At 68.9% G+C, this 26,672-nt stretch carries 23 protein-coding genes; 7 read left to right on the top strand and 16 right to left on the bottom strand.

Going from position 1 to position 26,672, the window contains the following annotated elements:
* Positions 1-4: 4 nt before the first annotated feature.
* From WJ16_RS21890 to WJ16_RS21865, 6 genes are all read right to left on the bottom strand, one after another.
* Positions 5-1,963, bottom strand: coding sequence for an arylsulfatase (locus WJ16_RS21890; RefSeq protein ID WP_069259181.1), 1,959 nt, complete (start codon positions 1,961-1,963; stop codon positions 5-7).
* A gap of 181 nt (positions 1,964-2,144) precedes the next feature.
* A complete protein-coding gene (locus WJ16_RS21885; RefSeq protein WP_069259180.1) occupies positions 2,145-2,864 on the bottom strand; it encodes an SDR family oxidoreductase in 720 nt (239 codons plus the stop codon).
* Positions 2,865-3,114: 250 nt separating this feature from the next.
* Complete coding sequence (locus tag WJ16_RS21880) at positions 3,115-4,422, bottom strand: MFS transporter (RefSeq protein ID WP_069259179.1); 1,308 nt, start codon at positions 4,420-4,422, stop codon at positions 3,115-3,117.
* Positions 4,423-4,734: 312 nt separating this feature from the next.
* Complete coding sequence (locus WJ16_RS21875) at positions 4,735-5,919, bottom strand: porin (RefSeq protein ID WP_069259178.1); 1,185 nt, start codon at positions 5,917-5,919, stop codon at positions 4,735-4,737.
* Positions 5,920-6,058: 139 nt separating this feature from the next.
* Positions 6,059-6,847 (bottom strand): ABC transporter substrate-binding protein, encoded by a 789-nt coding sequence (locus WJ16_RS21870; protein WP_069259177.1) that lies wholly within the window; start codon positions 6,845-6,847, stop codon positions 6,059-6,061.
* A gap of 50 nt (positions 6,848-6,897) precedes the next feature.
* Positions 6,898-8,019, bottom strand: a complete 1,122-nt coding sequence (locus WJ16_RS21865; RefSeq protein WP_157126891.1) for a M20 aminoacylase family protein — start codon at positions 8,017-8,019, stop codon at positions 6,898-6,900.
* A 185-nt stretch (positions 8,020-8,204) separates the two neighbouring features.
* Between WJ16_RS21865 and WJ16_RS21860 the strand changes: the two genes are divergently transcribed.
* Complete coding sequence (locus tag WJ16_RS21860) at positions 8,205-9,164, top strand: LysR substrate-binding domain-containing protein (RefSeq protein WP_069259175.1); 960 nt, start codon at positions 8,205-8,207, stop codon at positions 9,162-9,164.
* A gap of 57 nt (positions 9,165-9,221) precedes the next feature.
* On the opposite strand, the gene WJ16_RS21855 is transcribed toward WJ16_RS21860, so the two are convergent.
* The 8 genes from WJ16_RS21855 to WJ16_RS21820 all read right to left on the bottom strand — a co-directional run bounded on the left by WJ16_RS21855 (position 9,222) and on the right by WJ16_RS21820 (position 18,365).
* Entirely contained in the window at positions 9,222-11,534 is a 2,313-nt protein-coding gene (locus WJ16_RS21855) for a TonB-dependent receptor (protein ID WP_069259174.1), read from the bottom strand.
* 213 nt (positions 11,535-11,747) lie between these two features.
* A complete protein-coding gene (locus WJ16_RS21850) occupies positions 11,748-12,965 on the bottom strand; it encodes an MFS transporter (RefSeq protein WP_069259173.1) in 1,218 nt (405 codons plus the stop codon).
* Positions 12,962-14,038, bottom strand: coding sequence for an ABC transporter substrate-binding protein (locus WJ16_RS21845; RefSeq protein ID WP_084636101.1), 1,077 nt, complete (start codon positions 14,036-14,038; stop codon positions 12,962-12,964). Before WJ16_RS21845 ends, WJ16_RS21850 begins: the two co-directional genes overlap by 4 nt.
* Positions 14,039-14,072: 34 nt before the next feature.
* Positions 14,073-14,483, bottom strand: coding sequence for an ExbD/TolR family protein (locus WJ16_RS21840; RefSeq protein ID WP_069259172.1), 411 nt, complete (start codon positions 14,481-14,483; stop codon positions 14,073-14,075).
* The gene (locus WJ16_RS21835) at positions 14,483-15,199 is read right to left on the bottom strand and encodes a MotA/TolQ/ExbB proton channel family protein (RefSeq protein ID WP_069259171.1); all 717 of its coding nucleotides are present in this window, start codon (positions 15,197-15,199) and stop codon (positions 14,483-14,485) included. The genes WJ16_RS21840 and WJ16_RS21835 overlap by 1 nt, the downstream gene beginning before the upstream one ends.
* A gap of 41 nt (positions 15,200-15,240) precedes the next feature.
* Positions 15,241-16,062: an energy transducer TonB gene (locus tag WJ16_RS21830; RefSeq protein ID WP_069259170.1), complete on the bottom strand. Its 822-nt coding sequence runs from the start codon at positions 16,060-16,062 to the stop codon at positions 15,241-15,243.
* Positions 16,063-16,095: 33 nt separating this feature from the next.
* A complete protein-coding gene (locus WJ16_RS21825) occupies positions 16,096-17,142 on the bottom strand; it encodes an ABC transporter substrate-binding protein (RefSeq protein ID WP_069259169.1) in 1,047 nt (348 codons plus the stop codon).
* A 50-nt stretch (positions 17,143-17,192) separates the two neighbouring features.
* Complete coding sequence (locus WJ16_RS21820) at positions 17,193-18,365, bottom strand: LLM class flavin-dependent oxidoreductase (RefSeq protein ID WP_069259168.1); 1,173 nt, start codon at positions 18,363-18,365, stop codon at positions 17,193-17,195.
* A 455-nt stretch (positions 18,366-18,820) separates the two neighbouring features.
* Between WJ16_RS21820 and WJ16_RS21815 the strand changes: the two genes are divergently transcribed.
* From WJ16_RS21815 to WJ16_RS21800, 4 genes are read left to right on the top strand one after another with little or no spacing between them, the layout of a single operon-like run.
* Entirely contained in the window at positions 18,821-19,897 is a 1,077-nt protein-coding gene (locus tag WJ16_RS21815; protein WP_069259167.1) for an ABC transporter substrate-binding protein, read from the top strand.
* 30 nt (positions 19,898-19,927) lie between these two features.
* On the top strand, positions 19,928-21,034 hold the full coding sequence (locus tag WJ16_RS21810) for a PhnD/SsuA/transferrin family substrate-binding protein (protein WP_069259166.1): 1,107 nt from the start codon (positions 19,928-19,930) through the stop codon (positions 21,032-21,034).
* Positions 21,034-21,849, top strand: a complete 816-nt coding sequence (locus tag WJ16_RS21805) for an ABC transporter permease (RefSeq protein WP_069259165.1) — start codon at positions 21,034-21,036, stop codon at positions 21,847-21,849. Before WJ16_RS21810 ends, WJ16_RS21805 begins: the two co-directional genes overlap by 1 nt.
* Before the next feature lie 16 nt (positions 21,850-21,865).
* A complete protein-coding gene (locus WJ16_RS21800) occupies positions 21,866-22,654 on the top strand; it encodes an ABC transporter permease (RefSeq protein WP_069259164.1) in 789 nt (262 codons plus the stop codon).
* On the opposite strand, the gene WJ16_RS21795 is transcribed toward WJ16_RS21800, so the two are convergent.
* Positions 22,645-23,760 carry a sigma-54 interaction domain-containing protein gene (locus WJ16_RS21795; RefSeq protein ID WP_069259163.1) on the bottom strand — a complete coding sequence of 372 codons (1,116 nt, stop codon included), beginning with the start codon at positions 23,758-23,760 and terminating at the stop codon, positions 22,645-22,647. The genes WJ16_RS21800 and WJ16_RS21795 overlap by 10 nt on opposite strands.
* A gap of 120 nt (positions 23,761-23,880) precedes the next feature.
* Positions 23,881-24,561: a class II aldolase/adducin family protein gene (locus WJ16_RS21790; RefSeq protein WP_069259162.1), complete on the bottom strand. Its 681-nt coding sequence runs from the start codon at positions 24,559-24,561 to the stop codon at positions 23,881-23,883.
* 388 nt (positions 24,562-24,949) lie between these two features.
* Here WJ16_RS21790 and WJ16_RS21785 point away from each other — a divergent pair, with 388 nt between their 5' ends.
* Positions 24,950-26,233 carry an alpha/beta fold hydrolase gene (locus tag WJ16_RS21785; RefSeq protein ID WP_069259161.1) on the top strand — a complete coding sequence of 428 codons (1,284 nt, stop codon included), beginning with the start codon at positions 24,950-24,952 and terminating at the stop codon, positions 26,231-26,233.
* 143 nt (positions 26,234-26,376) lie between these two features.
* Entirely contained in the window at positions 26,377-26,667 is a 291-nt protein-coding gene (locus WJ16_RS21780; protein WP_069259160.1) for a co-chaperone GroES, read from the top strand.
* Positions 26,668-26,672: the final 5 nt, after the last annotated feature.

The following is a 26,672-nucleotide window of genomic DNA, read 5'->3' as shown; positions in this document are numbered from 1 at the left end:
CGGGTCAGTAGTAGCCGCGCGGACGCAGCGGTTCGACACCGCCGACGTTGCTCATGTAAGTCTTCCACTGGTCGACGAGCGTACCGATCACCGACGGGTTCTGCGCCGACACGTCGGTCGTCTCGCCGCGATCCGACGCGAGGTCGTAAAGCTGCCAGTGACCGTCGAGCGGCCCGAGCGGCGGCTCGGTCCACAGCGCCTTCCAGCGGCCGTCGGCGCTGCGCAGGTACGCGCGGCCGTATGCTTCGTCGCCGAACGGCGTCGTATGCACTTCGCCCGTCGCCGATCCCGTGAGCACCGGCAGCAGCGACTGGCCCGTGACCGGATACACGTAGCGATTGTTGTAGATCACCTTGCCCTTGTTCTGGTCGACGCCCGTCAGCGTGTTGACGAGCGGCGGCGCCGGCTGCGACGGCGGCGTGACGCCCGCGACCGCGAGGAACGTCGCGGTGTTGTCGGTCACGTGCGTGAACGCGCGCAGCGTCGGCAACGACTGCGTCTGGCCCGGCAGGTGCACGATCGTCGGCGTCGACACGCCGCCTTCGGCCGAATAGCCCTTCGTGAGCCGGAACGGCGCCGCGCTCACTTCGGCCCAGCGCAGCCCGTACTGCAGGCGCTGCGCGTTCTGCTTGCCGTTGTCGGTGCCGAGCGTCGAATAGACCGGCTCCTGCGCGTTCGCGGTGTCGGTCGCCGTCGGGTCCGCGCCCGAATCGATCGGCCAGCCTTCCGCGCCGTTGTCCGACTGGAACATGATGAACGTGTTGTCGTATTCGCCGATGTCCTTCAGGTGCTGGATCAGCAGGCCGATGTTGTAGTCGAGGTTCTCGACCATCCCCGCATAGATCTCCATGTAGCGCGCCTGCGCCTTGCGCTCGGCCGGCGACAGGCTCGCCCACAGCTTGTCCACCTTGCCGGGGCCGTAGTCGACGTAGCCGTCCGCGGCCGCGTGCACCGCGCTGATGTATTTCGCGCTGGCGGTGCCGTTGTTCGCGGTCGCGGGCGACGCGGCCGTCGTTTCCGGCAACCCGTCGAACGGCCTGAAATCGGCGGGAATCAGGCCAAGCGCCTTCTGGCGTGCGATCCGCGCGTTGCGGATCGCGTCGTAGCCGGCGTCGTACACGCCCGCATACTTGTGCAGCCACGGATCGGGCACCTGCAGCGGCCAGTGCGGCGACGTGTAGGCCGCGTACGCGAAGAACGGCTTGCCGTCGCGCTTGTTCGCATCGATGTACGAAATCAGCTTCTGCGTATAGAAATCGGTCGAATAGAACACGGCCGGGCTGCCGCCCGTGCCGCCCGGCTGCCCGGGCTGGCCAGGCTGCACGTAGCGGCCGTCTTCGGTGTAGTTCGACGAGCCGGCCGGCTCGTGCGCGAAGTGGTTGGTCGCCGCGCCGCCGAGCAGCACGTAGCTGCGCTCGAAGCCCCACTGGTCCGGCGTCTGCCCGCTGCCCGTCGCGCTGCCGACGATCCCCGAGCCGATGTGCCACTTGCCCGCGATATACGTGTGGTAGCCGGCGTCCTTCAATAGTTGTGCGAACGACAGTGCGCGATCGTTCAGGTAACCCTCGTAGCCGGGCAGCCCACGCCGTTCGTCGGTCGGCACGCCCATCGTGCCTTCGCCGACGAGATGGTGATCGGTGCCGGAGACCAGCATCGCGCGCGTGATCGCGCATACGGTGCCCGTGTGATGGTTCGACAGGATGCGGCCCGACGCAACGAGCGCGTCGAGGTTCGGCGTGTTGATCTCGCCGCCGAACGCGTGGATGTCGGAATAGCCGAGATCGTCGGCCATGATGTACAGGATGTTCGGCCGTTTCGCGGCCAGCGGCGGCGTGGCGTTCGCGGGCGGCGACGGCGGATCGCCGTCGACGCCGCCGCACGATGCGAGCGACACCGCACCGGCAAGCGCGGCGCAGACGACACGGAAACGAAAAGCATGCAACGGCGCGGCGGACTTTTTCATTATGCTGAACGCTCGATCTACGGGATCGGCGATCTTAGCGTCGCGCGCGCGGCATCCAAAGTCCGATTCGTCACATGCTAACGGGGTGGCGGAATATGCACGCGAACCGCATGGCCGCCATCAGCGCACGCGTATGCGCGCCTGCGGTGCACGCCGATACCGGCCGCCGCGGGGTTTCGGGTCAGCCGCGCCCGCCGAGGCTGCCGCCGCCGTCCACGGCCAGCACCTGCCCGGTGACGAAGCCGGCTTCGTCCGACAGGAAGAACGCGATCGCGGCGGCCACGTCGTCGGTCGTGCCGAGCCGGCGCGCCGGGATCGTCGCGAGCACCTTGCGTTCGGCTTCGCTGCCGACGGGCCGCGTCTGCCGGAACAGTTCCGTCTCGACCGGCCCCGGCGCGACCGCGTTGACGGTCACGCCATGCTCGGCGAGTTCGAGCGCCCACGTGCGCGTGCAGCCGACGAGCGCGCTCTTCGCGGCGGAATACGCGGTGCGATCGAGACTGCCGAAAATCGCGCGGCTGCAGATATTGACGATGCGACCGTGGCCGCGCGCCTTCATCGCTTCCGCGAAGTGCTGCGTGACCTGGATCGCGGCCCGCACGTTGAGATCGAACACGGCCTGCAGCGACCGGAAGTCGATCTGCCCGAGCGGTTGCGGCAACGCGATGCCGGCGTTGTTCACGATGCCGTCGACGTCGTGCCGCTCGCCGATGCGTGCAAGGGTGTCCGCCGTGCGTTCGACGTCGGCGAGATCGCACGCGAGCAATTCGCCGGGGAATTCGATGCCCTGCGTGTGACGGGCGAGGCCGATGACGCGATGGCCGCGCCGTGCGAGCAAGGCGCTGACCGCGAGGCCGATGCCGCGCGATGCGCCGGTGACGAGATAGGTGCGAGATGACATGCGTGCTCCCGGAGTGCGTTCACGTGAAGGAGGGCGTGCAGAATCGCTTCCGGTGCAACCGCCTCCGGCATCCGCACTTTCGTCGGACCATTCTACGTGCGTAACGGATATTACGTCGTGAAGCCGCGCACGCGGCCGCGGGCGAGTATCAGCCGTTCGCGACACTGCGGCCGAGCGCCGACTCGGGCGACATTCTCCGTGCGTTGGCCGCACGAAGCCGGCGCCGCACGCGGCGATCGGCGCGCGGCGTTCAGCCGGCCCGCCCCGCCGCCACCGGCATCGCGCGCCGCGACGCGATCCGCAACGCCAGCACGCCGCCGGCCAGCAGTGCGGCCGCGACGAGCAGCAGCGCGAGGTCGTATGAATGCGTGACGTCCTTGATTCGCCCCATCACCGGCGGCAGCGCGAGCCCGGCGATGTTCGCGACCGCGTTGATCAGCGCGATCGACGCGGCGGCCGTGAGACCCGACACGTATTCGGTCGTCACGGCCCAGAAGACGGGCGTCGCCGCCCAGTTGAAGCCGACCGCGAGCACGAGCAGCGCATACGCGACGGGCAGCATCGGCGTATAGATCGCCGCGATCAGCAGCGCGCCGGCCAGCAGCATCGGCACGCCGAGATGCAGCGCGCGTTCGCCGCCGAGATCCGAATGCCGGCCGTTCACGTACATCGCGACGCACGCGAACAGGAACGGCAGCGCGGACAGGCTGCCGACCGCGAAACTCGATTGCCCCGACAGGCTCTTCACGAGCAGCGGCAGGAACAGCGTGAGGCCGATCGTGCCGAACGCCTGCAGCAGCCAGAACGCGGCGAGCGCCCACACCTTGCCGTCGCCGAACGCCCGCCGCAGCGCGACGCCGTGCGACAGGTGCTCGCGCGGCGCGCTGTCGCGCAGCGTCGCTTCGAGCCACGCGCGCTCGTCGGCCGGCAGCCAGCGCGCGTGCGCGGGCGTGTCGGGCAGGCGGCGCAGCACGACGAACCCGAGCAGCAGCGCGGGCACGCCTTCGAGCAGGAACAGCCAGCGCCAGCCCTCGAGGCCGAGCACGCCGTTCAGGTTCAGCAACGCGCCGGACAGCGGCAGCCCGATCACCGACGCGAGCGTCGCGCCGATATAGAAGAACGACATCGCGCGGGCCCGATCGCTCCGCGGATACCACGCGGACAGGTAGTAGATGATGCCCGGCGTGAACCCCGCTTCCGCCGCGCCGAGCAGCAGGCGCATCGCATAGAGTTGCCCTGGCGTATGGACGGCGCTCATCGCGGCCGCGACGACGCCCCACGTGATCATGATCCGCGCGATCCAGCGGCGTGCGCCGACGCGCGCGAGGAACAGGTTGCTCGGCACCTCGAACAGGATGTAGGTTACGTAGAACAACCCCGCGCCCAGCCCGTACATTTCGGCGCTCAGCCCGAGATCGGCGTTCATCTGCAGCGCCGCGACCGAGATGTTCGAGCGGTCGATGTACGCGACGAGATACAGCAGCATCAGGAACGGAATCAGGCGCAGGTTCAGGCGCCGCATCGTCGCGGCGTGCAACTGCGGGGCGTCGGCGGTCATCGGCGTGTCTCCCGGTTTGTGTCGCCCGTCGTGCGCGACGGGACGGCCGCCGCGCACGCGGCAGCGTCATCCGGGCCAGTCTAGGAGCCGCGTTAATTTCGCGTCAACGACCGGGGCGTCGTCTCGATATGTGAGATGCGCGCGACCGACGGCGTCGCGCGTTCGCTCGCATCGGTCACGCATCGCGGGAAACAGGCCCGCGGCCGCGAGCGCCAGGCCGGGCGATGCGCGGCCCGCACCGGCGGCGGCCGCGTCGGCGATCGCCTGCGGGTCGTCGAGCCGCAGGCGGCCGGCCGCGCGATGGTCGTACGCTCAGAACTTGTGACGGATCCCCGCGTGAACCATCAACTGCTTCGACGTCGACGACAGATCCACCGCGCCGGGAACGTACGCCTGATCCAGCGACGAGCCCGTCGCGTCACCCGCGATCCGCTGGTACGCGCCCATCAGGTAGACGTCCGTGCGCTTCGACAGGTTGTAGTCGGCCATCAGCCCGATCGAATGGGTCTTCGGTTTCGCGGTGCCCGTCGTCGCGTCGTAGCGCACCGTCGTGTACACGTACTGCGCGCCGACGAACAATGCCGGCGTGAACTGGTATTTGCCGTTCACCTCGAAGTTCTGGTACTTGATCGCGTTGACCGTGCCGCCCGCGAGCGGGCCCGTCACCGGCTCGATCGTTTCGTCACCGAACAGGTAGCCGACGTTCGCGGCCGGCCGCGTGACGTTGCTGTTCGTGTACGCGAAGCCGACCGTCGCGGGGCCGGCCGTGTAGTTGATGCCCGCGCCGAAGATCCGCAGCCTCGCCGACGCGAAGTTGGCATCGGCGCCGACCGATCCGGACCCCGCGATCGCGCCGCCCGACGTCGCGCCCGGGTTGTCCGCATTCAGGAATGCCGCGCCGACGAGCAACCCGCCCTGTTCGTACTGGGCGCCGACGCTCCACTGCCGGTTGTTCGCAAAGCCCGTGTCGTTACTGAAGCTGTACGTGCCGCCGAACGAGAAGCCGGCGAAATCCGGGCTCGCGTACTTCACCGTGTTGTTCACGCGAAACGTGTTGCCGGTGTTGTCGTTGTCGAGCGGATGCGAGAACGGATAGACACCCCAGCTGCCGTTCGCGGTCGTCGGCGCGAGATAGTCGACCACCGCATCGTATTGCCGGCCGAGCGTCAGCGTGCCGAAACGCTGGCTGCCGAGCCCGACGTACGCCTGCCGCCCGAACATGCGGCCGCCCTGCGCGAGCGTGCCGCTGTTCACGTTGAAGCCGTTCTCGATCTGGAACAGCGCGCTGTAGCCGCCGCCCAGATCCTCGGTGCCCTTCAGCCCCCAGCGGCTGCCCTGTGCGAAGCCGCTCGCCATCTGCCACGCGCTGTGGCCGCCGACGTTGTTCGTATAGTCGATGCCCGCGTCGACGAGGCCGTACAGCGTGACGCTGCCTTGCGCGAAAGCGGGCGCGGCGCACAGCGCCGGAATCGCGACGAAAACCAATCTCCAGTTCATTGTTTTGTGATCCTTATCGATAGGATTGCGCATGCCGGGCGGGAATGTCATCGTCCGCCGCTCGCGCATGCGTGGTACTGCCTTTACAGGCGCGCGGCTCGCCGCGCCCCCCCTTTCTCGTGCCTGACGGACGCGTTCGTTACTTCGCGCCGTAGATGTCGAAGTCGAAATACTTCCGGTTGATGCGCTGGTACGTGCCGTTCGCGAGAATCGTCGCGAGCGCGCGGTTGAAGGCTTCGCGCAAGTCGCCGTCCTGCTTGCGCAGCCCGAGCCCGTCGCCCTGCCCGAAATACTTCACGTCGTCGATCGCCGGGCCGACGAACGCGAAATCCTTGCCCTGCGGCTTCTTCAGGAAGCCGTCGCTCGCCGCGATCGATGCCTGGAACGCCGCGTCGAGCCGGCCCGTCACGAGATCGGCATAGACCTGGTCCTGGTTCTGGTACGACACGATCTGCACGCCGGCCGGCTGCCAGTTCGCGACCGCGTAGTCGGCCTGCGCGGAACCCTGCTCGACGCCCACGCGCTTGCCCTTCAGCGCGTCGGCCGTCGGCAGCAGCGGCGACCCCTTGCGCGCGACGAGGCGCGCCGGCGCATTCGAGATCCGGTTCGTGAACGCGATCTGCTGCTGCCGCTTCGGCGTGATCGTCATCGACGACGCAATCACGTCGAACTTGCGCGCGAGCAGCCCCGGAATCATCCCGTCGAAACTCGACTCGACCCACACGCAGCGCGCATGCAGCTCCGCACACAACGCGTTCGTGATGTCGATCCCGAAGCCCGTCAGCGTCCCGTCGGGCAGCTTGTATTCGAGCGGCGGATAAGTCGGATCGACCGCGAGGCGAATCTCCTTGCCTGCCCAGTCGCCCGCATGCGCCGCCCCTGCCGCCAGCGCCATCGCGAGCGCCGCCATCCGTTTCCACTGCTTCATTGCCAGTCTCCTTCGTTGTGTGAATCGTCGATCGGGATCGTGCGGGCTCGTTACGCGAGAAAGCGCTCGGCCAGTGCGATCCAGTAGCTCGCGCCGGTGGCGAGGCAGGTGTCGTTGAAGTCGTAGCCCGGGTTGTGCAGCCCGCAGCCGGCCGCGCCGTCGCCGTTGCCGATCGACAGATAGCTGCCGGGGCACGCTTCGAGCATGAACGCGAAATCCTCGCTCGCCGCGATCGGCTTCAGATGCGGGATCAGCGCGGCATCGCCGCCCCATTCGCGGGCGACGTCGCGCGCGAACGCGGTTTCCACCGCGTGGTTGACCAGTACCGGATAGTCGTGGCGATAGTCGATCTCGGCCATCGCGCCGTAGCTCGCGGCCTGCCCGTGCACGATCTCGCGGATGCGCGTTTCGAGCAGCGCGCGCACGTCGGGCGACAACGCCCGCACGCTGAGGGCGAGTTCCGCATGCGCCGGGATCACGTTCGACGCCGTGCCCGCATGGATCGAGCCGGCCGTGACGATCGCCAGGTCCTGCGGATTCACGTTGCGCGACACGACGCTCTGCAGCGCCATCACGATCGACGCGCACACGACCACCGGATCGACCGTCAGGTGCGGCGCCGCGCCATGGCCGCCGCGCCCCGTCACGCGCACGCGCACCTCGTCGGCCGACGCCATCGCGGGGCCGTCGCAGAAGCCGAGCACGCCGGCCGGCAGGCCCGGCACGTTGTGCATCGCGAACACCGCGTCGCACGGAAACCGCGCGAACAGCCCGTCGTCGAGCATCCGCTTCGCGCCGCCGAGCCCTTCCTCGGCCGGCTGGAAAATCACGTTCAGCGTGCCCGTGAAGCGCGCGCGCTCGGCCACGCAGCGCGCCGCCGCGAGCAGCATCGCCGTATGTCCGTCGTGACCGCACGCGTGCATCACGCCGTCGTGCCGGCTCGCGTGCGGCAGCCCGGTCGTCTCGTGGATCGGCAGCGCATCCATGTCCGCGCGCAATCCGAGCCGTTTGCCGACGCCGCGCGCCAGCGTGCCGACCACGCCCGTGACGCCGATCCCGCGCGTCACCCGATAACCCCACGTTGTCAGACAGTCGGCCACCAGACCGCTCGTCGCATGTTCGTCGAAACCCAGCTCCGGATGCGCATGCAGCCGACGGCGCAGCGCGATCATCTCGGCCTCGATGGCAGCCAGTTCCGGCTGGATAGATGGATGGTCCAACCCCGATTCTCCTCGATGCGTCTATGGTTTCCGATCGCCCGGATGACCGATCGTGGCCGCATCGTAGGCAGCGAAAATCCCGGCGAACAGCCGCGGTTTCGTTATGATGACAACCTTTCGTTGTCGGGTATCGCACCATGAGCACGATCAAGCTTCATCAGTTGCAGGCGCTCGTCGCGAGCGCGGAGGCCGGGAGCATTCGCGGCGCGGCGCGCTCGCTCGGGCTGTCGCAGGCGGCCGTCACGCGCGCGCTGCGCGAACTGGAGGCCAGCGAACGCCTGCCGCTGCTCGTGCGCGCGCCGGAGGGAATCGGCTTCACCGAATACGGGAAAACGCTGCTCACGCACGCGAAGCTCGTGCTGAAGCAGCTCGAACACGCGCAGAGCGATCTCGAACGCATGCGCGGCCGCGTCGAGGGCCGGCTGAGCATCGGCGTCACGCCGTGGCTGACGCTGACGTTCCTCGCGGAAACGGTGCTGCGCTTTCGCGAACGGATGCCCGACGTGCGGCTCGAACTCTACGAGGCGCTGGCGGCCGTCGCCCAGCCGCTGCTGCGCGACGGCAGCATGGATTTCGCGCTCAGGCACATGCAGCCGGGCAGCGCGCAGGAATTCTCGTTCGAGCCGCTGCTGCGCTACGACATGTCGGTCATGGTGCGCGCCGGGCATCCGCGCGAGCGCGCGCGGTCGATCCACGACCTGCTCGACGACGACTGGGTGCTGAATTCCACGGCCGACGGCCAGGCCGCGCTCGTCGACACCCTGTTCACGCGCAACGGCGCGCAGATCGACGAGCGGCGCATCGTGCGCGCGCAGTCGCTGTCGATGCTGCAGACGATGCTCGAACAGGCCGACATGTGCACCTGGTGTCCGACGATCCTCGCGTCCGTGCCGCAGTTCGGCGAACGGATGCGCGTGCTGCCGTTGAAAGAGACCTTCGAGCCGGACGAGCTCGGGATCGTCACGCGGCGCAGCAGCACGCTCAGCGACGCGGCGCGCTGCTTCATCGACTGCCTGCTGCACGTGATCCGCCGGCATGCGCGCTCGGCGCGCAAGGCGGATCTCGCGTTGTTCGGGACGCTGTCGCTGCTGATCTGACGCGCGGCGGACGCGGCTCGCCGCCGCGCCGCCTGCGCCTCATGCTCGTGCTGCCCGTCAGATCTTCGCCGTCAGCGTGATCCCGACCGTGCGCGGATCGCCATACAGCACCGGATACGCGCCATACGACGGCAGCAGCTCGAGCTTCTTGTAGACCTTGTTGGTCAGGTTCGTCACATAGCCCGTCACGATGTACTTCTGGTTCGGCGTCGTGTAGGACACGTGCGCGTTCAGCACCGTGTAGCCGCCCTGCCAGAGCTGCGGCATCGTCTGCCGCGTCGCGCTGAAGTACTCGCGGCTGCGGTAGTTCACGTCGCCGCCGGCCGTCAGCGTGCCGAACGACACCGGCACGCGATAGTCGAAGCCCGCGTTGATCGTCGTATGCGGCGAACGCGCGAACGAATTGCCGACGGCGGTCGGCACATAGCGGAACTCCGTGTAGCGCGTGTTCAGCATCCCGAGGTTCGCGAACAGGTAGAGGCTGTTGACCGGCTGCGCCTTCAGTTCCAGTTCGAAGCCGTCCGCGCGCCCCTGCCCCGCATTCGACAGCGTCGACACCGGCGGGCCGCCGAACGGGTTCGACGCCAGCGCGAACACCTGGATGTCGCGATAGTCGTAGTGGAACACGCTCGCGTTGACGATCAGCCGCTTGTCGAACCACTCGCTCTTGATGCCGACCTCGTAGTCGGTCAGGTACTCCGGCGACACGGTCGACACCGTGCTCTGCGTATACGCGTTGCCGTTGTAGCCGCCCGACCGGAAGCCGCGCGCATAGCGGAAATACGCGCGTACGTTGCTGCTGAGCGCATATTCGGGCGTGAGGTCCCAGGTCGGCGCGCGCCACGTGTTCGTCTGGTTCTGCCGCGCGCTGACCGCCAGCGGCGACGACACCGACGACGGATCCCACCAGCTGCCCGGATTGCTGAACGTCACGTTGCCGGTGTCCTGCAGCCCGGTCAGGTTGATGTTCTTGCGCTCGATCGTGTAACGCAGCCCGCCGGTCACGTTGAAGCGGTCGGTAAACCGGTACTTCACGCTGCCGAAAATCGCCGCGCTCTGCGTGTGCTGCGTGAGGTCGGTCAGGTGGTAGAACGCGGGCGACGGCGAGCCCGGCAGGCCGCCGCCGGCGCCCTGCTCGGCCAGTTGCTCGGTGAACAGGTGGGTGCCGACGAGCCAGCTGAACCGGTCGTTCTGCGGCGACTCGAGGCGCAATTCCTGCGAGAACTGGCGGCTCGACAGGCGATCATGCGAACGCGCGGCGTCGAACGCGGAATAGTCCTCGTCGTCCTGGTACCAGCGGTGCAGCCCTTCGAACGCGGTGATCGACGTCAGCGTCACCGCCGGGTTGATGCGCCAGTGCGCGGTGAGCGACGTGCCCCAGGTCGAGATGTGATCGCTCGACGGCGCATTGAGCGACACCGTGTACGGATCGCTCGACCCGACGAAGCCGAACTGGTTCGCGCCGCCCGGCCCCGCGCCCTGCGCGTGCCACGCATTGCCGCCGCCCGTGTAGTTGCGGCCGTGAATGTTGAACAGGAAGTCGGTGTCCGAGGTCGGCACAGCCAGCACCTGGAAGCGCACCGCATTGTCGTGGAAGCCGCCGAAGCGACCTTGCTGCACGGTATTCGTGTAGAAGCTGTCGGCGTTCTCGTGATACACCGACACGCGCGCGGCCAGCACGTCGTTCTTGCCGATCGGGCCGCCGATCGCGGCTTCCGCGAGCCGGCTGTTGTACTGGCCGAGCCCGATCTTGCCGTAGCCGCTCACGTCGAAAGTCGGCTTCTGCGACGTGATGCTGAGCGCGCCGCCGACGGTATTCTTGCCCCACAACGTACCCTGCGGGCCGCGCAACACTTCGATGCGATCAAGGTCGAACAGCGGGAAGCCTTGCCCGAACACGCTGTTGATGTAGACATCGTCGAAATACACGCCGATGGGGCTCAGCGACAGGTCCGACGGATCGTTGCTGCCGACGCCGCGCAAGAACCAGCGCGGCCGCTCGCGGCCTTCGGTCGACTGGCCGGTAAAGTTCGGCACGTACTTCGTGACGTCGTTCACCACGCGCAACTCGTTGTTCCTGATCGTGTCGCCGCTCAGCGCGCTCACCGCGACCGGCACGTCCTGGATGCTCTCCTTGCGCCGGCGTGCGGTCACCGTCACCGTGCCGAGATTCGTTTCGCGTGCTACCGTGCCGCGGGTCGCACGGGCTGCCTTCGCCGCGGCCGGGGCTGCATCGTCCGCGCCCGGTTGCGCCGGCTTCGCGTCCGGCGCTGCCATCACCGCGCCATCCTCCGCCCACGCGGGCAACGATACGGCTGCACCCGTCAGCAGTCCCCCCAGCGCGGTGACGATTAGTTTTTTCCTGAACATCGATGAGTCATCCTGTTTGATCGGTTGAACGCACGTGCGTGCGCGACGCACGGGTGACCTGTTGCAATTCGGATGCCAGCATCGAGAAGCCCGTCGCACGGGGCTTCCGGCATGCTTGGGGGGCAGGTGTTGCTGCATGCGCATCTGTGGCGGGAAGCAAACTGCTTGTCACGCAACACCGCGCGGATTCCGCAACACCCGAGCCGATGGTCGTCAGGACAGCTTTGCAGTCACGGACGGCGATGCGTCGCGTCGCCCCGTCGAAACGCGTAACGCGAACGCGACCAGCACGACGACAGGCAGCCAGCACAGAAACACGCCCGGCAACCCGACGACCGGCACGAGCGCACTGCCGGCCAGCGGGCCGCAGAACGCGCCCGTCATCGACGCGAGGTTGTAGAGGCTCGATACCCGGCTCTTGTCGGCCGGGAGACGGCCGAGGCGCTGCATGTTGACGAGATGCAGCAGCGACGACCCGGCGCACAGCGCGGCGAGACCCGCACCGACGATCCATACGTCATGCGCAAGACCCGGCGCGAGCAACCCGGCCACGCCACCGGCAAGACTGAGCGCCTGGCAACGGCGCGCCGTCATCCGCTGCGCGACATGCCCGAGCCCGAACAGCGCGATCACCGCGACGACGCCCTGCAGCGTCAGCAGCGCGACGGCTTTCGTTTGCGACAGCCCGAGCGACTGGATCGCCAGCACCACCGTATACGCGCCGACGAGCGAACGTGTCGCGCTGTTCACGGCTTCCAGCACGAGCTGCTCGCGCACTTCGCGACGCCATGCGAGCGCCAGCAATGCACGCAGGCCGCCGGGTTCCGGTTGCGCACCGCGTGCCGTTGGCTCCGCGTTGCCGAGCAGCGTCCGGCTGAACAGCGCCATGCCCGCGAAGCTCGCCGATGCCGCACAGAACGTCGCGACCGCGCCATGCGTGCCGATCAGCCAGCTCGCGAGCCACGGTCCGACCATGCCGGTACCGACCGACATCGCCGCGCGGTACCAGCCGGCGCGCGCGAAGCCGATCTGCGCGAGACGCGCGAGGAACACGCCGTTGATCGACACGATCCGGAACGGGATGCACAGCCCGATCAACACTTGCGTGAGCGCGATCAGCGGCCACGCGCCGGTCAACGGCACGACGAGATTGAGCAGCATCGGCCCCATGCTCGCGACGAAGTACACGCGCCGCGCGCCGTAGCGCGCGACGAGCAGCCCGGCCGGCAGTGTCATCAACGCGATACCGAGCGGCTCCATCGCCGCGATGACGCCGAGCCGCGCGCTGTCGACGCCGAGCGCGAGCGCGTACAGTGTCGTCGCGAGCTGCGCCATGCTGATCGTCGTGCCGCTCGCGAGCGCCAGCAGCATGAAACCGCCGGTGAAACGCTCGCGCCGCCATGCGTCGGCGACGCGTGCCGGCGCGCTCACCGCGCGGAGTCGCGAGACAGCGTCGCGATGCCGTCGAGCGCGCGCCGGTCAATCGACGCACGCACGTCGAAGTCCGCTGGCAGGAATCGCCATTCGACGAGGAATCGCTTGAAATCGTCGAGCGCGGCGATCGACGCTTCGTCGAGATCCGTGCGCAGCCGCCGGTGCACGTCCGCGCCGTACGCGAGCCGCAGCCAGTCATGGCCCGATCCCGTCTCGCGGCCGAGATAGCCGAGCACTTCCTGCTCGTGCTCGCGCGCCCAGCCTTCGACGTCGGTCACGCGCGCGAGGAAGCGGCTGACGATGTCGGGATGGCGTTCGAGCGTCGACGCATTGACGGTCAGCGGCCGCGGCGACCCGTTGTTGATGCGGATCTGCGGATCGGGATGAAAGCCGATGTCGACGACCGGCTGCGCGCCGATCAGGTGCGCGGTTTCGAGTCCGAGCGACCCCTTCACGTAGATCGCGTCGACTTCGCCGCGCACGAGCGCGGCCGCTTCGGCCGCATAGAGCCGGCGGCTCGACAGGCTCGCGGGATGACTGAATGCCGCGTCGCGCGTCGCCGGTGTCGACACCGGCGCACGCAGGTTCGACGCCGGCACGTCGATCCATTCGACGTCGGCGGGGCCGAGCCCGTCGAGCGACAGCGCGCTGACGAAGCCGCGCAGCGCCGCCGCACGAAATATGTCGATGCGCTCGCCGTCGCGGCGCGGCAGGCCGATGCGGCGCCCGCGCAGGTCTTTCGGCCGCTTCAGGCCGCTTTCCGGCAGCGCGACGATCGCCTGCGCCTCGTCGACCCAGGTCAGGGCGACCACGCGCGTCTCGGCGCCGGCCGCGCGTGCCCACAGCGCGGGAATGCTGCCGCCCTGCCGGAATGCGTTGCCGAGCGAATGATCGACGTGCGCATGATGCAGCGCCGCGTGCCGGCTTTCCTGCAGCGCGCGCACGGTGATGCCGTCGCCGGCGAATTCGCTGTCGAGCCAGCCGAGATGCGCGGCGATGCCGAGCGGCGTCGGCACCGGACAGCGCGTGTACCAGATCGACTGGACGTTGGAGGAAGCCGTGATGCTCATGGATGCGTTCGTCAAGAGAGTCGTGAACCGCGCGTCAGCCGCGCGGCGCGGTCAGCACCGACAGCCGCGTGATGCCCGCATGCTCGATCGCGGCCATCAGCTTCGCGACGGTGCCGTACGGCACGTGCTCGTCGGCCTGCAGGTCGAGCGCGACGTCGGGCCGGCCGGCCTTCAGCGCGGCCAGCTCGGCCGGCATCGCGGCCAGCGCGACCGACCGCTTGTCGAGATACACGACGCCCTTGTCGTCGACGCTCACGGTGACGTTCGGCTTGCGATCGGCCGGCGCCGTGGCGACGGTGTTCGGCAGATTCACGTGCACCGCGTTGTTGAGCAGCGGCGCCGTGACGATGAAGGCGACGAGCAGCACGAGCATCACGTCGACGAGCGGCGTGATGTTGATTTCGCTGAGCACGTCGTCGTTGTCGGAGGAAGAGGAGAAGGCCATTATGCGAACACCTCCCGGCGGGTGTCGTCGGCACGGCGTGCCGGCGCGGGTGCGGCGGCAGCGGGCGGCACGCGGAAGCCGGCTTTCTGCGCGAGCGTGACGAAATCGGTGGCGAACGCATCGAGATCGGCCGACGCGGCCTTCACGCGACGAACGAAGAAGTTGTACGCGAGCACGGCCGGCACGGCGACCGCGATGCCGATCCCGGTCGCGACGAGCGCCTCGCCGATCGGTCCGGCTACGACGTCGATGCTCGCCGACGCGCTGTGCGTGATCGCGGTCAGCGCATGGATGATGCCGAACACGGTGCCGAACAGGCCGACGAACGGCGCGGTGCTGCCAATCGACGCGAGCACCGCCAGCCCCGCCTCCTCGCGCCGGCGCGCGTTGTGGATCTGCTGCCGCAGATGCCGTTCGAGCAGGTCGTGACGGCTCCAGCTGTGTTCGAGATCGTGTGCGCTGCTCTCGTCGGCGCGTCGCAGCGCGTCGAAGCCCGTCGCGGCAAGTTCGCCCACCGGGCTGTTCGCGCCGTCGAGCGCGGCGGCCTCGTGGAAGCTGTTCGCGGCCCAGAACGCGCCGACGTAACGTCGGTTGCGCGCACTCGCCCGCAGGCTCTGGATCGCCTTCACGACGATCAGCGTCCACGTGACGACGGAGAAGACGACGAGCAGCCAGAGCGCGCCCTGGACGATGAAGGTGGTCGGGATACCGTTCATGATGTGAGTTCCTTTGAAAATGTGGCGGGCTGCCCGACGGGTCAGCCCAGCTTGAAATCGATCGGCACGTTGACCCAGCCGTCGACCGCTTCGTCGCCGCGCTTCGCGGGCACGAACGTCCAGCGCTTCACGGCGGCCACCGCCGCGGTGTCGAGCATGCGGCGGCCGCTGCTCGTGCGGACCTCTACGGAATCGGGCGAACCGCTCGCGAGCACGTGCACGCGCAGCACGACGCGCCCTTCCCAGCCCTGGTCCTGCGCGAACGCCGGATAGTCGGGCGCCGGGTTGCGCAGGTAGGCCGCGTCGCCGACCGGTGCGGTTTCGCGCACGGGCGCGGCAGGCGCAGCCGGCGCGAGAGCAGGTGCGGCTTGCGTGGCGACGGCGGGCGCCGCCGTCGCGGGGGCCGCCTCGCGGGTGACCTGCGGCGCGGCGGCCGGCACCGGCGCCGGATGCGCGACGGCAGCACGCGGCTTCGGCGGGGTCGGCGCCTGCTTCGGCGGCTTCGGCGGCACCGCCGGTGGCGGCGGGTGCGCCGTCTGCGGCAACGGTTCGGGCGGCCGCGTCAGTTCGACCGTCATCGGCAGCGGTCGCGGCGGCTGCACGGGCGGCGCGGCAGGTACGCGCGCGGCCAGCAGCGCGACACCCGCATGCAGCGCCGTGACCGCGAGCGCAATCGCCGCCGTGACGCGCCACGCGCCCGGCTTCGCCTTCGTCGCATCCGGCCGTGCCGAAGGTGAAGCACACGGCGGACGCGTCGCCGCCGCCGCCCGGCCCGCCACGCCGTTCGCACCCGCACGCGGCGCAGCACGCGCCGCGTGCCGGCGTGCCGGCGGCACGCCGTATTCGATCGTCAGACCTGTCATGCTCGACTCCTTGCAATGACGCGCCGCGGCGCGCTACGCGACCCACGCATGGCGTTGCCGGTCGATACGCGTGAACGGCGCCGGGTCGATCCACGCGCGCGCATCGAAATCCTGTTCGAGAAAGCCCCACTCGACGAGGAAGTCCTTGAACGCGACCAGCCCGTCGATCGACGTCTGCGCGAGCCCCGTCTCCAGATGGCGGTGCACGTCCGCGCCGTACGCATAACGCACCCACTCGTCGGATGCGCGCGTCTCACGACCGATATAGGCGACCGTCTCCGCGGGATGGCGTGCGGCCCAGTCGCCCGCCCCCACCACCACCGACAGGAAGCGGCTCACGAGATCGGGACGCGCGTCGATCAGCGCACGGTCGACGGTCAGCGTGCGCGGCGTGCCGTTGCCGATCCGCACGAGCGGATCGGGGTGCGCGCCGAGATCGATGACGACCTGCGCGTCGATCAGATGCACGGTCTCGAGCCCTTCGACGCCTTTCACGAACACCGCGTCGACCTCGCCGCGCACGAGCGCCGCGATCTCGAGCCCGTACTCGTGCGGGCCACGCGCAAACGAAGCGGGCCCGGTGCGGCGTTCGCGTTCGTCGGGCAGGTCGACCCATTCGGCGTCGCCGTGCCCGAGCCCTTCCAGTTCGAGTGCGCTCAGGAAGCCTTTCAGCGCGGCCGCCCGCCAGAAGTCGATGCTGATCGGGTGGCGCGGCAACCCGAGCCGCCGGCCGCGCAGATCGCGCACCGAGCGGATGCCGCGATCGGGCAGCGTGACGATCGCCTGGAACTCGTTGGTCCACGACAGGCCGATCACGCGTGTGTCGGCGCCGCGTGCCCGCGCCCACAGCGCGGGAATGTTTCCGCCCTGCCGGAACGAGTGCGGCAGACTGTGATCGAAATGCGATTCGCGCTTGCCGGCGTCGGCCGTCTCCTGCAGCGAATTCAGCGTGATGCCGTCCGGCCCGAACTCCTCGTCGAACCAGCCGCGATGCACGGCGATGCCGAGTGCGGTGGGCACCGGGCAGCGCGTGTACCAGAGTGCGTCGCAGGCCGTGGCCTGCGCAGCGAGTGTCGTCATGGTGAAGGTCCTTGTCGATGTCGTTGGATGGCGCGGGAATGCCGTCGCGCTCATGCGCCGGCCACGCGCAGCGCCGCCTGCGTGCCGCGCGCGTTCAGCGCGCCGTCGACGAGCGGCAGCACTTCCTCGCCCACGCGGTACGCCTCCTCGAGATGCGGGTTGCTGGCGAGAATGAATGTCGAGACGCCGATGTCGACGTATTCCGCGAGCCGCTCGGCCACCTGCTCGTGGCTGCCGACGATCACGCAACCGGGGCCGCCGCGAATCTGCGACATCCCCGCCCACAGGTTCGGGCCGACGATCAGGTCGTCGAAGTGCTGCGTATTGCCCTGGTGCAGCGCGAACTGGCGTTTCGCGCCGACCGACTCCGACGATTCGCCGCGCCCGCCGAAGCCGTTGCGCGTCACGTCGCCCACCGTCGCGAACATCTGCCGCAACTCGGCCCATGCCTGCTCTTCGGTCTCGCGCGCCAGGATGTCGATGCGCATGCCGAAGCGCAGGTCGCGCTCGGCACGCTGGCGATCGAGCGCGCGGCGCGCCGCATCGACCACCTCCTTCTGTTTCGCGAGCGGCTCGCCCCAGCTCAGGTGCACGTCGCCATGCTTCGCGGCGACCGCGAGCGCGGCGTCGCTCGCGCCGGCCAGGTAGATGCGCGGCGGCTTCTGGCCGCTCAGCGGCGGCAGCAGGCCACCGGCTTCGACCCGGTAGAAGCGGCCGTCGAACGTAAACGGGTCGCCGGCCGCAACGCCCTTCACGACATCGAGGAATTCGTCGGTGCGCGCATAGCGGCTGTCGTGATCGATGAAGTCGCCGTATGCACGCTGGTCGGGGCCGCCGCCGCCCGTGACGACGTTCCACTCGACGCGCCCGCGGCTGATCCGCTGCAGGCTTGCGGCCATCTGCGCCGCATAGACCGGATGCACGAAATGCGGCTGCAGCGCGATCAGCAGCCGCAGCCGGCGCGTCTCGCGTGCCAGCGCGGCCGCCACGACCCACGGTTCCTCGGTAAAACGAAAGATCGGAATCAGCGCGCCGTGGAAGCCGGCGATATCGGCCGCGCGCGCGACCTGCGACAGATAGTCGATGTAGCCGAAATCGTCGTCGTCGACTTTCGGCGCGACGCGCGATGCGCGCTGGCGGTTCCATTCGCCACGCGTATGCAGGTCGTGTGCGCGCCGGCCGTCGCCATGCATCGGCAAGCGCCACAGAAATTCAACAGCCATCGGAGTTCTCCTGGTCGGGCCATTCGGATTGCGTGCGGCATCGGCGTGCCGCGCGTGTGCTGCGCTGTAAAGCACGCGGTGTGCCAACGCGCTCGCCACGGCGCGTGCCGGCCCGTCGATGAATGCACACGACGCCTTGTCGGCCGGGCATCGGCGGGATTCGTGCAGCGCGTACCGGCGGTTGCCGGCCATGGCGAAACACGCCCGTACCGCAGTGCTGCACCGACCGCACCGCTGCTGCGCGCGCAACAGCGGCCGGCGCGACTGTTGCTGGCGCAACAGGCCATGCATCGGCGCGAGCACCGCCCCTCCCGCGCGACGCCCGCGCCGCGTGCGGCCGCGCGGTTTCCGTTCACTGGCCCGGAACTTGCAACGTTGACCGGCCCGCGCGTGCGACACCGACACCGTGCGCGACCGGGCTTCAACCATGCTTACGCAGAGAGGGAATCTCACCCATGACAGACAGGCCCGATTCGTCATCGGACAAGCAGCAGACGTTCTGGTACGCCCGATCGCCCGTGCCGACCCCGCTCGGCATCGCCGTGCATCTCGGCTGGCTCAACGGCGAAACGTCGGCCGACGGCGTCGCGATCCGCTCGCCGCGCGGCGACACGCGGCACGACGTGTCGTCGATCAGCGATCACACGCTCGCGCAGTCGTTCCGCCAGGGCGGCAGCATCCCTGCGATGTGGGCGCGCTCGAACGGCGCGAATACGCGCGTGATCGGGCTGTCGTGGGTCGACGAATCGCAGTTGATCCTCGCGCGACCCGAGTCGGGCATCCGCTCCGTGAAGGCATTGCGCGGGCGCCGCATCGCGATCCCGAGCCGCCCCGACGACCGCATCGACATCTTTCGCGCGTCGGCGCTGCGCGGTTTCGTCAACGCGTTGAGCCTCGACGGGCTGACCACCCGCGACGTCGAGCTCGTCGACGTGCGCGCACGCACGCTGCAAGCCGTCGGACCGGCGCGTGCGGCGGACCTGTTCGCGTCGCCGCACGGTTTTTCGAGCCGCGCGCTGTATGCGGCCGAAGCCGGCGCGCTGCTGCGCGGCGAAGTCGACGCGATCTACGTGAAGGGCTCGACCGGCCTCGAGATCGGGCAGCTGATCGGCGCGCACGTGGTGATCGACATCGGCTTTCATCCGGAGCGCGCGATCCGCAACAACAACGGCACGCCGCGCCCGCTGACCGTCAACGCGGACGTGCTCGCGAATCATCCGGACATCGTCGCCGGCTTCCTGAAACTCGTGGTCGCGGCCGGCGACTGGGCCGGCACGCACCCCGACGAAACCGCGCATTACGTGGCCGGCGAAACCGCGTCGTCGATCGACTGGGTCCGCGCCGCGTACGGCAACCAGTTGCACCGGCATCTCGGCGTCAACCTCGACGACGAATCGGTCGCCGCGCTCGACGACTTCAAGACCTTCCTGCACGTCCACGGTTTTCTGGAAGCCGACTTCGACGTCGCCGACTGGATCGACCCGCGCCCGCTCGCCGACGTGCTGCGGCCGTCGCTGCGGAAGCGCGCGTGACCTTTTTTCCGCCCCCTGTTCCGGACCATCATGAAACACACGCTCTCCCTCGCCACACTACGCCGCCCGCTGCGCGCGCTGTTCGCCGCGCTGCCGTTCGCCGCGGCATCGCTCGCCACACCGGCCGCGCATGCGGACGACGCGCCCAAGGTCGTGCGGATCGCCGTCGTCGCCTATTCGAGCGGCGGCAAGACGCAATACGCGGGCGCGTCCGCACTGATCGACGCCGACAAGTCGCTCGAGAAGGCGCTCGCCGCCCGGCACGTGAAGCTACAGTGGGTGCCCGTGTCGACCGCGGCGGTCGGCACGCTCGTGAACGAGGCGTTCACGAACGGCAGCATCGATTTCGCCGGCTATGGCGACCTGCCGTCGGTCGTCGTCAACGCGTCGGGCACCCATACGCGCCTGATCGTGCCGGGCGGTGTCGGCAGCAATACGTATCTCGTCGTGCCGGCCGGCTCGGCCGCAAAATCGATCGTCGATCTCAAGGGCAAGCGCATCGCGCTCAATCGCGGCCGGCCGTGGGAAGTCACGTTCGGCAAGCTGCTCGCCGAGAACGGACTGAAGCTGTCCGACTTCAAGATCTACAACCTCGACCCGCAGGCCGGCGCGGCGGCCGTCGCGGCCGGCCGCGTCGACGGCTTCTTCACGCTGTCCGACGCGTATTCGCTCGTCGACAAGCATGTCGGCAAGATCATCTGGTCGACCAAGACCGCGCCCGACGACTGGAAGATGCGTGCGGAACTGTGGGCGTCTGACGATTTCGTGCGGCGCTACCCCGACATCACGCAGCTCGTCGCGACGGCCTACGTGCGTGCCGCGCACTGGATCTCGCAGCCGCAGAACCGCGACGCGTACGTGAAGATCCTGAGCGCGTCCGGCCAGCCGGAAAGCATCGTGCGCCGCGAATACGCGGATGAGGCGACACCGTGGAAGGAGCAATGGACGCCGCTCTTTACGCCCGCGCTGACCGGCCACTACCGCGACGTCGTCGCGTACAGCCGCCAGGCCGGCCTGACGTCCACGCCGGTCGACGTGAACGCGCTGCTCGCGCCGACGTTCGTGTCGACCGCGCTCAAGCAGCTCGGGCTCGACGGCTACTGGCGCACCGACGCGGCGCGCGTCGCGAGCCGCTGATGCCGATGCATGCCCTCGCGTCGAACGGCGCACGCGCGCTCCGACTGCCCGGCATTGCACGGCTCGGCGGCATCGCGCTGTGGTGGGCCACGCCCGTCGCATTCGTCGCGCTGTGGTGGCTCGCGAGCGCGCAGCGCTGGTTCCCGCCGCAGCTCGTCGTGCCGCCCGAGCGGCTCGCGGCCACGCTGCGCACGCTGCTCGACACGGGCGAACTGCGCGACAACCTGCTGATCACGCTACATCGTCTCGCGCTCGGCTTCGTGATCGGCGCGACCGGCGGCGCGGCATTCGGCATCCTGCTTGCGCGCAGCCGGCTGTTCGCCGATTACCTGCGGCCGACGTTCGACCTGCTGCGGCAGGTGCCGACGCTCACGCTGATTCCGCTGCTGATCCTGCTGATCGGCGTCGACGAACCGCTGAAGCTGGTCGTCGTCGGCAAGGCCGTGTTTTTCCCGGTCGCGCTGGCCGCGTACACGGGCGTGCACGACGCGCCGCGCGATCTCGTCGAGATGGCGCGCCACTACGGGCTCGGCCGCTTCGCGCTGTTGCGCGACGTGCTGCTGCCCGCCGCGTTGCCGCCCCTGCTGACCGGCGTGCGGATCGCGCTCGCCCGTGCCTGGCTCGCGCTCGTCGCGGTCGAACTGCTCAGCGCCGACAGCGGGATCGGCCAGATGATGGAACTGGCGCGGCAGATGCTGCGCCTCGACGTCGTGCTCATCGACGTCGCGGTGATCGGGCTGATCGGCTTCGCGATCGACCGGTCGATCGCGCTCGTGCAACGCTACGCATTGCGCTGGCAGACGCCCGCGCGCTGAACGAACAGGTTTCCGAATGTCCCCCGCCAAGCCCCCCTTCCCGTTCGCCGCGCTGCGCCGTCGTGCGCGCGGCCTCGTCGTGCCGGCGCTGCTGGTCGCCGCATGGCAGTACGCGTCGTCCGGCGACGCGGCCCATCAATACGCATTCGTACCGTTGCAGCAGGTGGGCGCCGCGCTCGTCGAACTCGCACGCAGCGGCGAACTCGCAACCGATCTCGGCGCGAGCCTGCGCCGCACGACGCTCGGCCTGGCGGCCGGTGTCGCGTTCGGGCTCGTGTTCGGCGCGACGATGGCGCGCTCGACGCTCGCGCGCAAGCTCGGCGAGCCGGCGTTCCAGGCGCTGCGCTACGTGCCGCTGCTCGGGCTGATTCCGCTGCTGAGCCTGTGGGCCGGCACCGGCGAATTCGCGAAGGTGTTCATCATCGCGCTCGCCGCGTTCTACCCGATGACCACCGCCAGCTTCGACGGGCTGCGCCGCGTCGATCCGCGCTATGTCGAACTCGCGCAGTCGTATCGCCTGACGCGCATCGGCCTGTGGCGCGACGTGCTGATTCCGGGCGCGCTGCCCGACCTGTTCGCGGGTGTGCTGCAGGCCGTGCCGTTCGCCTGGATCACGGCAACCAGCAGCGAGCTGCTGTTCAACGCGGGCGCGGGGGTCGGCAGCCTGATGCAGAACGCGCAGGCAGGCGCACGCGCCGACGTGTTGCTGGTCTGCGTGCTGGGCGTGACGGCGCTCGCCGTCGGCATGAGTGCGCTATGCGAGCGGATCGCGCAGCGCGCGCTGCGCTGGCGCGATCACGCCTGACGGCGCAGCCGCGCGTCGGCGTCGCCGGCGTCGCGCGGCTTCAGGATGCCGAGCTGCGCGAGCCGCGCACGCACGATGTTGCGCGACTGGTCGAGCAGGCGCGACATGCGTAACTGGTTATGGTCGCTGTAGTCGAACACGCTGCGATAGACGGTGTCCTCGATGTGCTGCCACAGCGACGGCATGCCGAGATCCAGCAGCTCGATCACCGCGTGACGCAGCGCATCGGTCGCCTCGGCCACGTCGCGCGCGCGGCGCGGCACCGCCGTCGCAGTGCGCGGATCGCCGGCATCGGGCGCCAGCGACAGCGCGGAAAACTGCAGGTCGCTCACATCGATCGCGCCGCCCGCGCAGATCAGCACCGCGTGGTGGATCACGTTCTCGAGTTCGCGGATGTTGCCGGGCCACGCGTGCGCATGCAACCGGGCGCGCGCGGCCTCCGTCAACGTCGGCGCGGTCACGCGCAACCGTTTCGCATAGGTGTCGATGAAGTGTTCGATCAGCGGCGCGATATCGCCGGGACGCTCGCGCAGCGGCAGCAGGCTCAGCTTCACGACGTTGAGCCGGTAGTAAAGATCCTCGCGGAAATTGCCCGCGCGCACCGCGGCTTCGAGATTCACGTTGGTCGCCGCGACGAGCCGCACGTCGATCTTCACGGTCTTGCGCGAGCCGACCGGCGTCACTTCGCGCTCCTGCAATACGCGCAGCAGCTTTACCTGCGCGGACAGCGGCAGGTCGCCCACCTCGTCGAGAAACAACGTGCCGCGATTCGCGGACTCGAACCAGCCGGGCTGGCTGTTGATTGCGCCGGTAAATGCGCCGCGTTCGTGTCCGAACAGCTCGCTCTCGATCAGCGTCTCGGAGAATGCACCGCAGTTGACCGCAACGAACGGGCCGTCATGGCGCTCGCTCAGCGAATGCACGAGGCGCGCGATCAGCTCCTTGCCGGTGCCGCTCTCGCCGGTGACGAGCACGGTCGCGTCGCTTGGTGCGACGAGCTGGATGCGCTCGAGCAGCACCCGCGATTTGGGATCGTCGAACGTCAGCGCCTTCGCACGAATCGTGATCGCATGCGAAGTCGGGTCCGGCAAGCTGAAGATGGCCATGGCACGACCGGCGTGTTGAACGGGGAAGGTTCGACGATAGCAAGGCGCGCGCCGGCCACGAACCAATTCATCGAGCTATCGGTATGACGGCGGCCGGATTGCGCGGGCCGCCGCGCGGCGTCACGCGAGGCCGGTCATCTTCCATTGCTGCTCGAGCGCGCCCGGACCGAATTCGAGCGAGCCGCCGAGCGGTTCGGCGAGCGCCTGGAAATACGCGGCTTCCTCGAGGATCAGGATGTACTTCGAAACGTCGAGGATTGATTTTCCCCAGAACGTCGCGCCGCCGTTCGCCTCGATGATCGCTGGTACCTCGGGGTCGCGCCGGATCGTGTCGACGATGAAGCGCGGCTCGCCGGGACGGCGATCGACATACACCGGAATCTCGCGGGCGCGTGTGTAGCGCGCGGCCGGCGCATAGCGGATCGGCAGCGGGCGATGCGCGCTCGCCCAGGCACCGAGGTACGGGCCATGCACGTGGATCACGACGCCGACTTCCGGCGCTTCGCGGAACACGTCCGCATAGCGCGGCCCGTTGCCGCCCGCGCGCGCGTCGCCGTGCAGCACGTCGCCGTCGAACGTCACGACGACGGGCTGGATCTCCTGCGACGCGGCCCACGGGCTCGGCGCAGACAGCGCGACGACGAGTTCCGTGCCCGGCACACGCTGGAACGCCTGGAACGTATTGGTCGCGGACAGCGTGCGCGTGTCCTTCAGTACGCGTTCGGACTGCGTGAATTCGCGCGTGGCGCGCTCGACGAATGCCACGAGTTCGCCGCTGTCGATGGTTGAGGTGACGGACATGAGGACGGTTTCCTTGATCGAATGAACGGATGGGCTCGCGTCGCGATGTCGTCACACCGCGACGCACGGCCACCGGATCAGCAGCAATCGTGCCAGCCGGGCAGGCATGCGTCGAAGGCCCGCGCCACGGTGCGCGTGCACCACGCACGATGCGCGCCGTACGATCCACGCGTGCGCTTCTGTTGCGGGAGCAACAGCCCGCCGGCCCGGATTGCTGCGTGACACGCAGCCGGTCCATGCGCGCACGGCCCGCCGCGCCACGCGAGGGCCCGTCACGCCGTGCGCCGTCAATGCAACGCACGTGCTGGTTCGAAACTTGCGTCGTGGTCGGCCCGCGCCGCGCACTGTCCGGCACGTCCGATCCGACTTCACCGACATCCCTCCGACCATGACGCTTCTCCCCTTGCGCGGCCATGCCGCGCGCACGCTGCTGGCTTCGGCGCTCGCCGTCTCGTCTTTCCTCTCGCATGCGGCGTCGCCGGGCCGCGTGCCCGCACCCGATCCGTTACAAGGAGACGGTCGCGTGTCCGCGTTCTACACGTGGGACCGCGACATTCCGGCGACTCCCGGCGTGCTGCTGCGCACCGAGCCGCTTCCGGCGACGCTCGGGCTCGCGAGCGCCGGGCGCCAGCTGCGCATCCTCTATGCATCGACCGATGGCGTCGGCGGCCGCACGCCGATCGCCGTGTCGGGTGCGCTGTTCGTGCCGCGCGGCACGCCGCCGGCGGGCGGCTGGCCGATCGTCGCGTGGGCGCACGGCACGTTCGGGATGGCCGACATCTGCGCGCCGTCGTGGTTCGGCCGCTCGTATCGCGACGTGCGCTACCTGAACGCGTGGCTTCAGCAAGGGTTCGCGGTCGTCGCGACCGACTATCAGGGGCTCGGCACGCCCGGCCCGAATCCGCAGCTCAACAACCGCTCGAACAGCTACACGCTCCTCGACAGCGTGCGCGCGGTGCTCGGCGGCGTGCCGGGCCTCGCGAACGAGGTCGTGCTCGTCGGCCAGTCGCAAGGCGGCTCGGCCGTGTTCGCGGCGGCCGGCTACGCGCCCGCCTATGCGCCCGAACTCGCGATCCGTGCGACCGTCGCCACCGGGACGATCTACAACGCGTCGCCCGCCACGCTCGCGTCGCTGCCGAAGTTCGAAAGCGCGTACCGGCGCGATCCCGATCGGGTCGATCCGACGCTCGCGTACCAGTTCTACTCGGTGCTCTCCGCGCAGCAGATCGACCCATCGCTGCGCGCGGACGAAGTGCTGACCGAGCAGGCATTGCCGATCCTCGAACAGTCGCGCATCAGTTGTCTCGCATCGCTCGAGGACGACGCGGCGCTCGCGCACCTCACGCACGCGAACACCGTGAAGCCCGGCGGCGATGCACGGCTGAAGGCTTGGTGGGACGAGTACCTGAAATACCCTACGCTGAAGATCGCGACGCCCGTCTTCATCGGCGCAGGCGCGGACGACGGGCTCGCGCCGCTTGAACTCGCGCTCGCAAAGGATGCGTGCGCGGCCGGCACGACGGTCGACGCGCACCTGTATGCGGGCCGAGAACACAACGGCACCGTGAACGCGTCGCTCGCGGATTCGATTCCGTTCGTGAAGCGTGTGCTTGCCGGTGAGACGATCCGCCCGGTCTGCACGCCCGCCGCCCAGCAAGCCGTGTCGCAATAGCGGAGGCGACGCGCTTTTGCACGACGGCGCGAATGCATTTCGGAATCCGTTATTGGATCGCGCCGCCGCGCATTTTTATACTCGTCAGCACTCTCTGCTAAAGAGTGCCAGCCCATTTCGACAGATCAGCACAGGACGAATCCATGAGCCTACGACCCTTGCACGACCGCGTGATCGTGAAGCGACTCGACCAGGAAACCACCACCGCGTCGGGGATCGTGATTCCCGACAGCGCCGCCGAAAAGCCCGACCAGGGCGAAGTGATCGCCGTCGGCCCCGGCCGCAAGGACGCGGACGGCCAGCGCATCGTGCCCGACCTTCAGGTCGGCGAACGCGTGCTGTTCGGCAAGTACGCGGGGCAAGCCGTCAAGGTGGACGGCAACGAGTTTCTCGTACTGCGCGAGGAAGACATCGTCGCGGTCGTCAATCATTAACGGAG

The sequence above is a fragment of the Burkholderia metallica genome, assembly GCF_001718555.1.
GTDB classification, from domain to species: Bacteria; Pseudomonadota; Gammaproteobacteria; order Burkholderiales; family Burkholderiaceae; genus Burkholderia; species Burkholderia metallica.
This window is presented reverse-complemented; position numbering and strand designations above follow the sequence as displayed.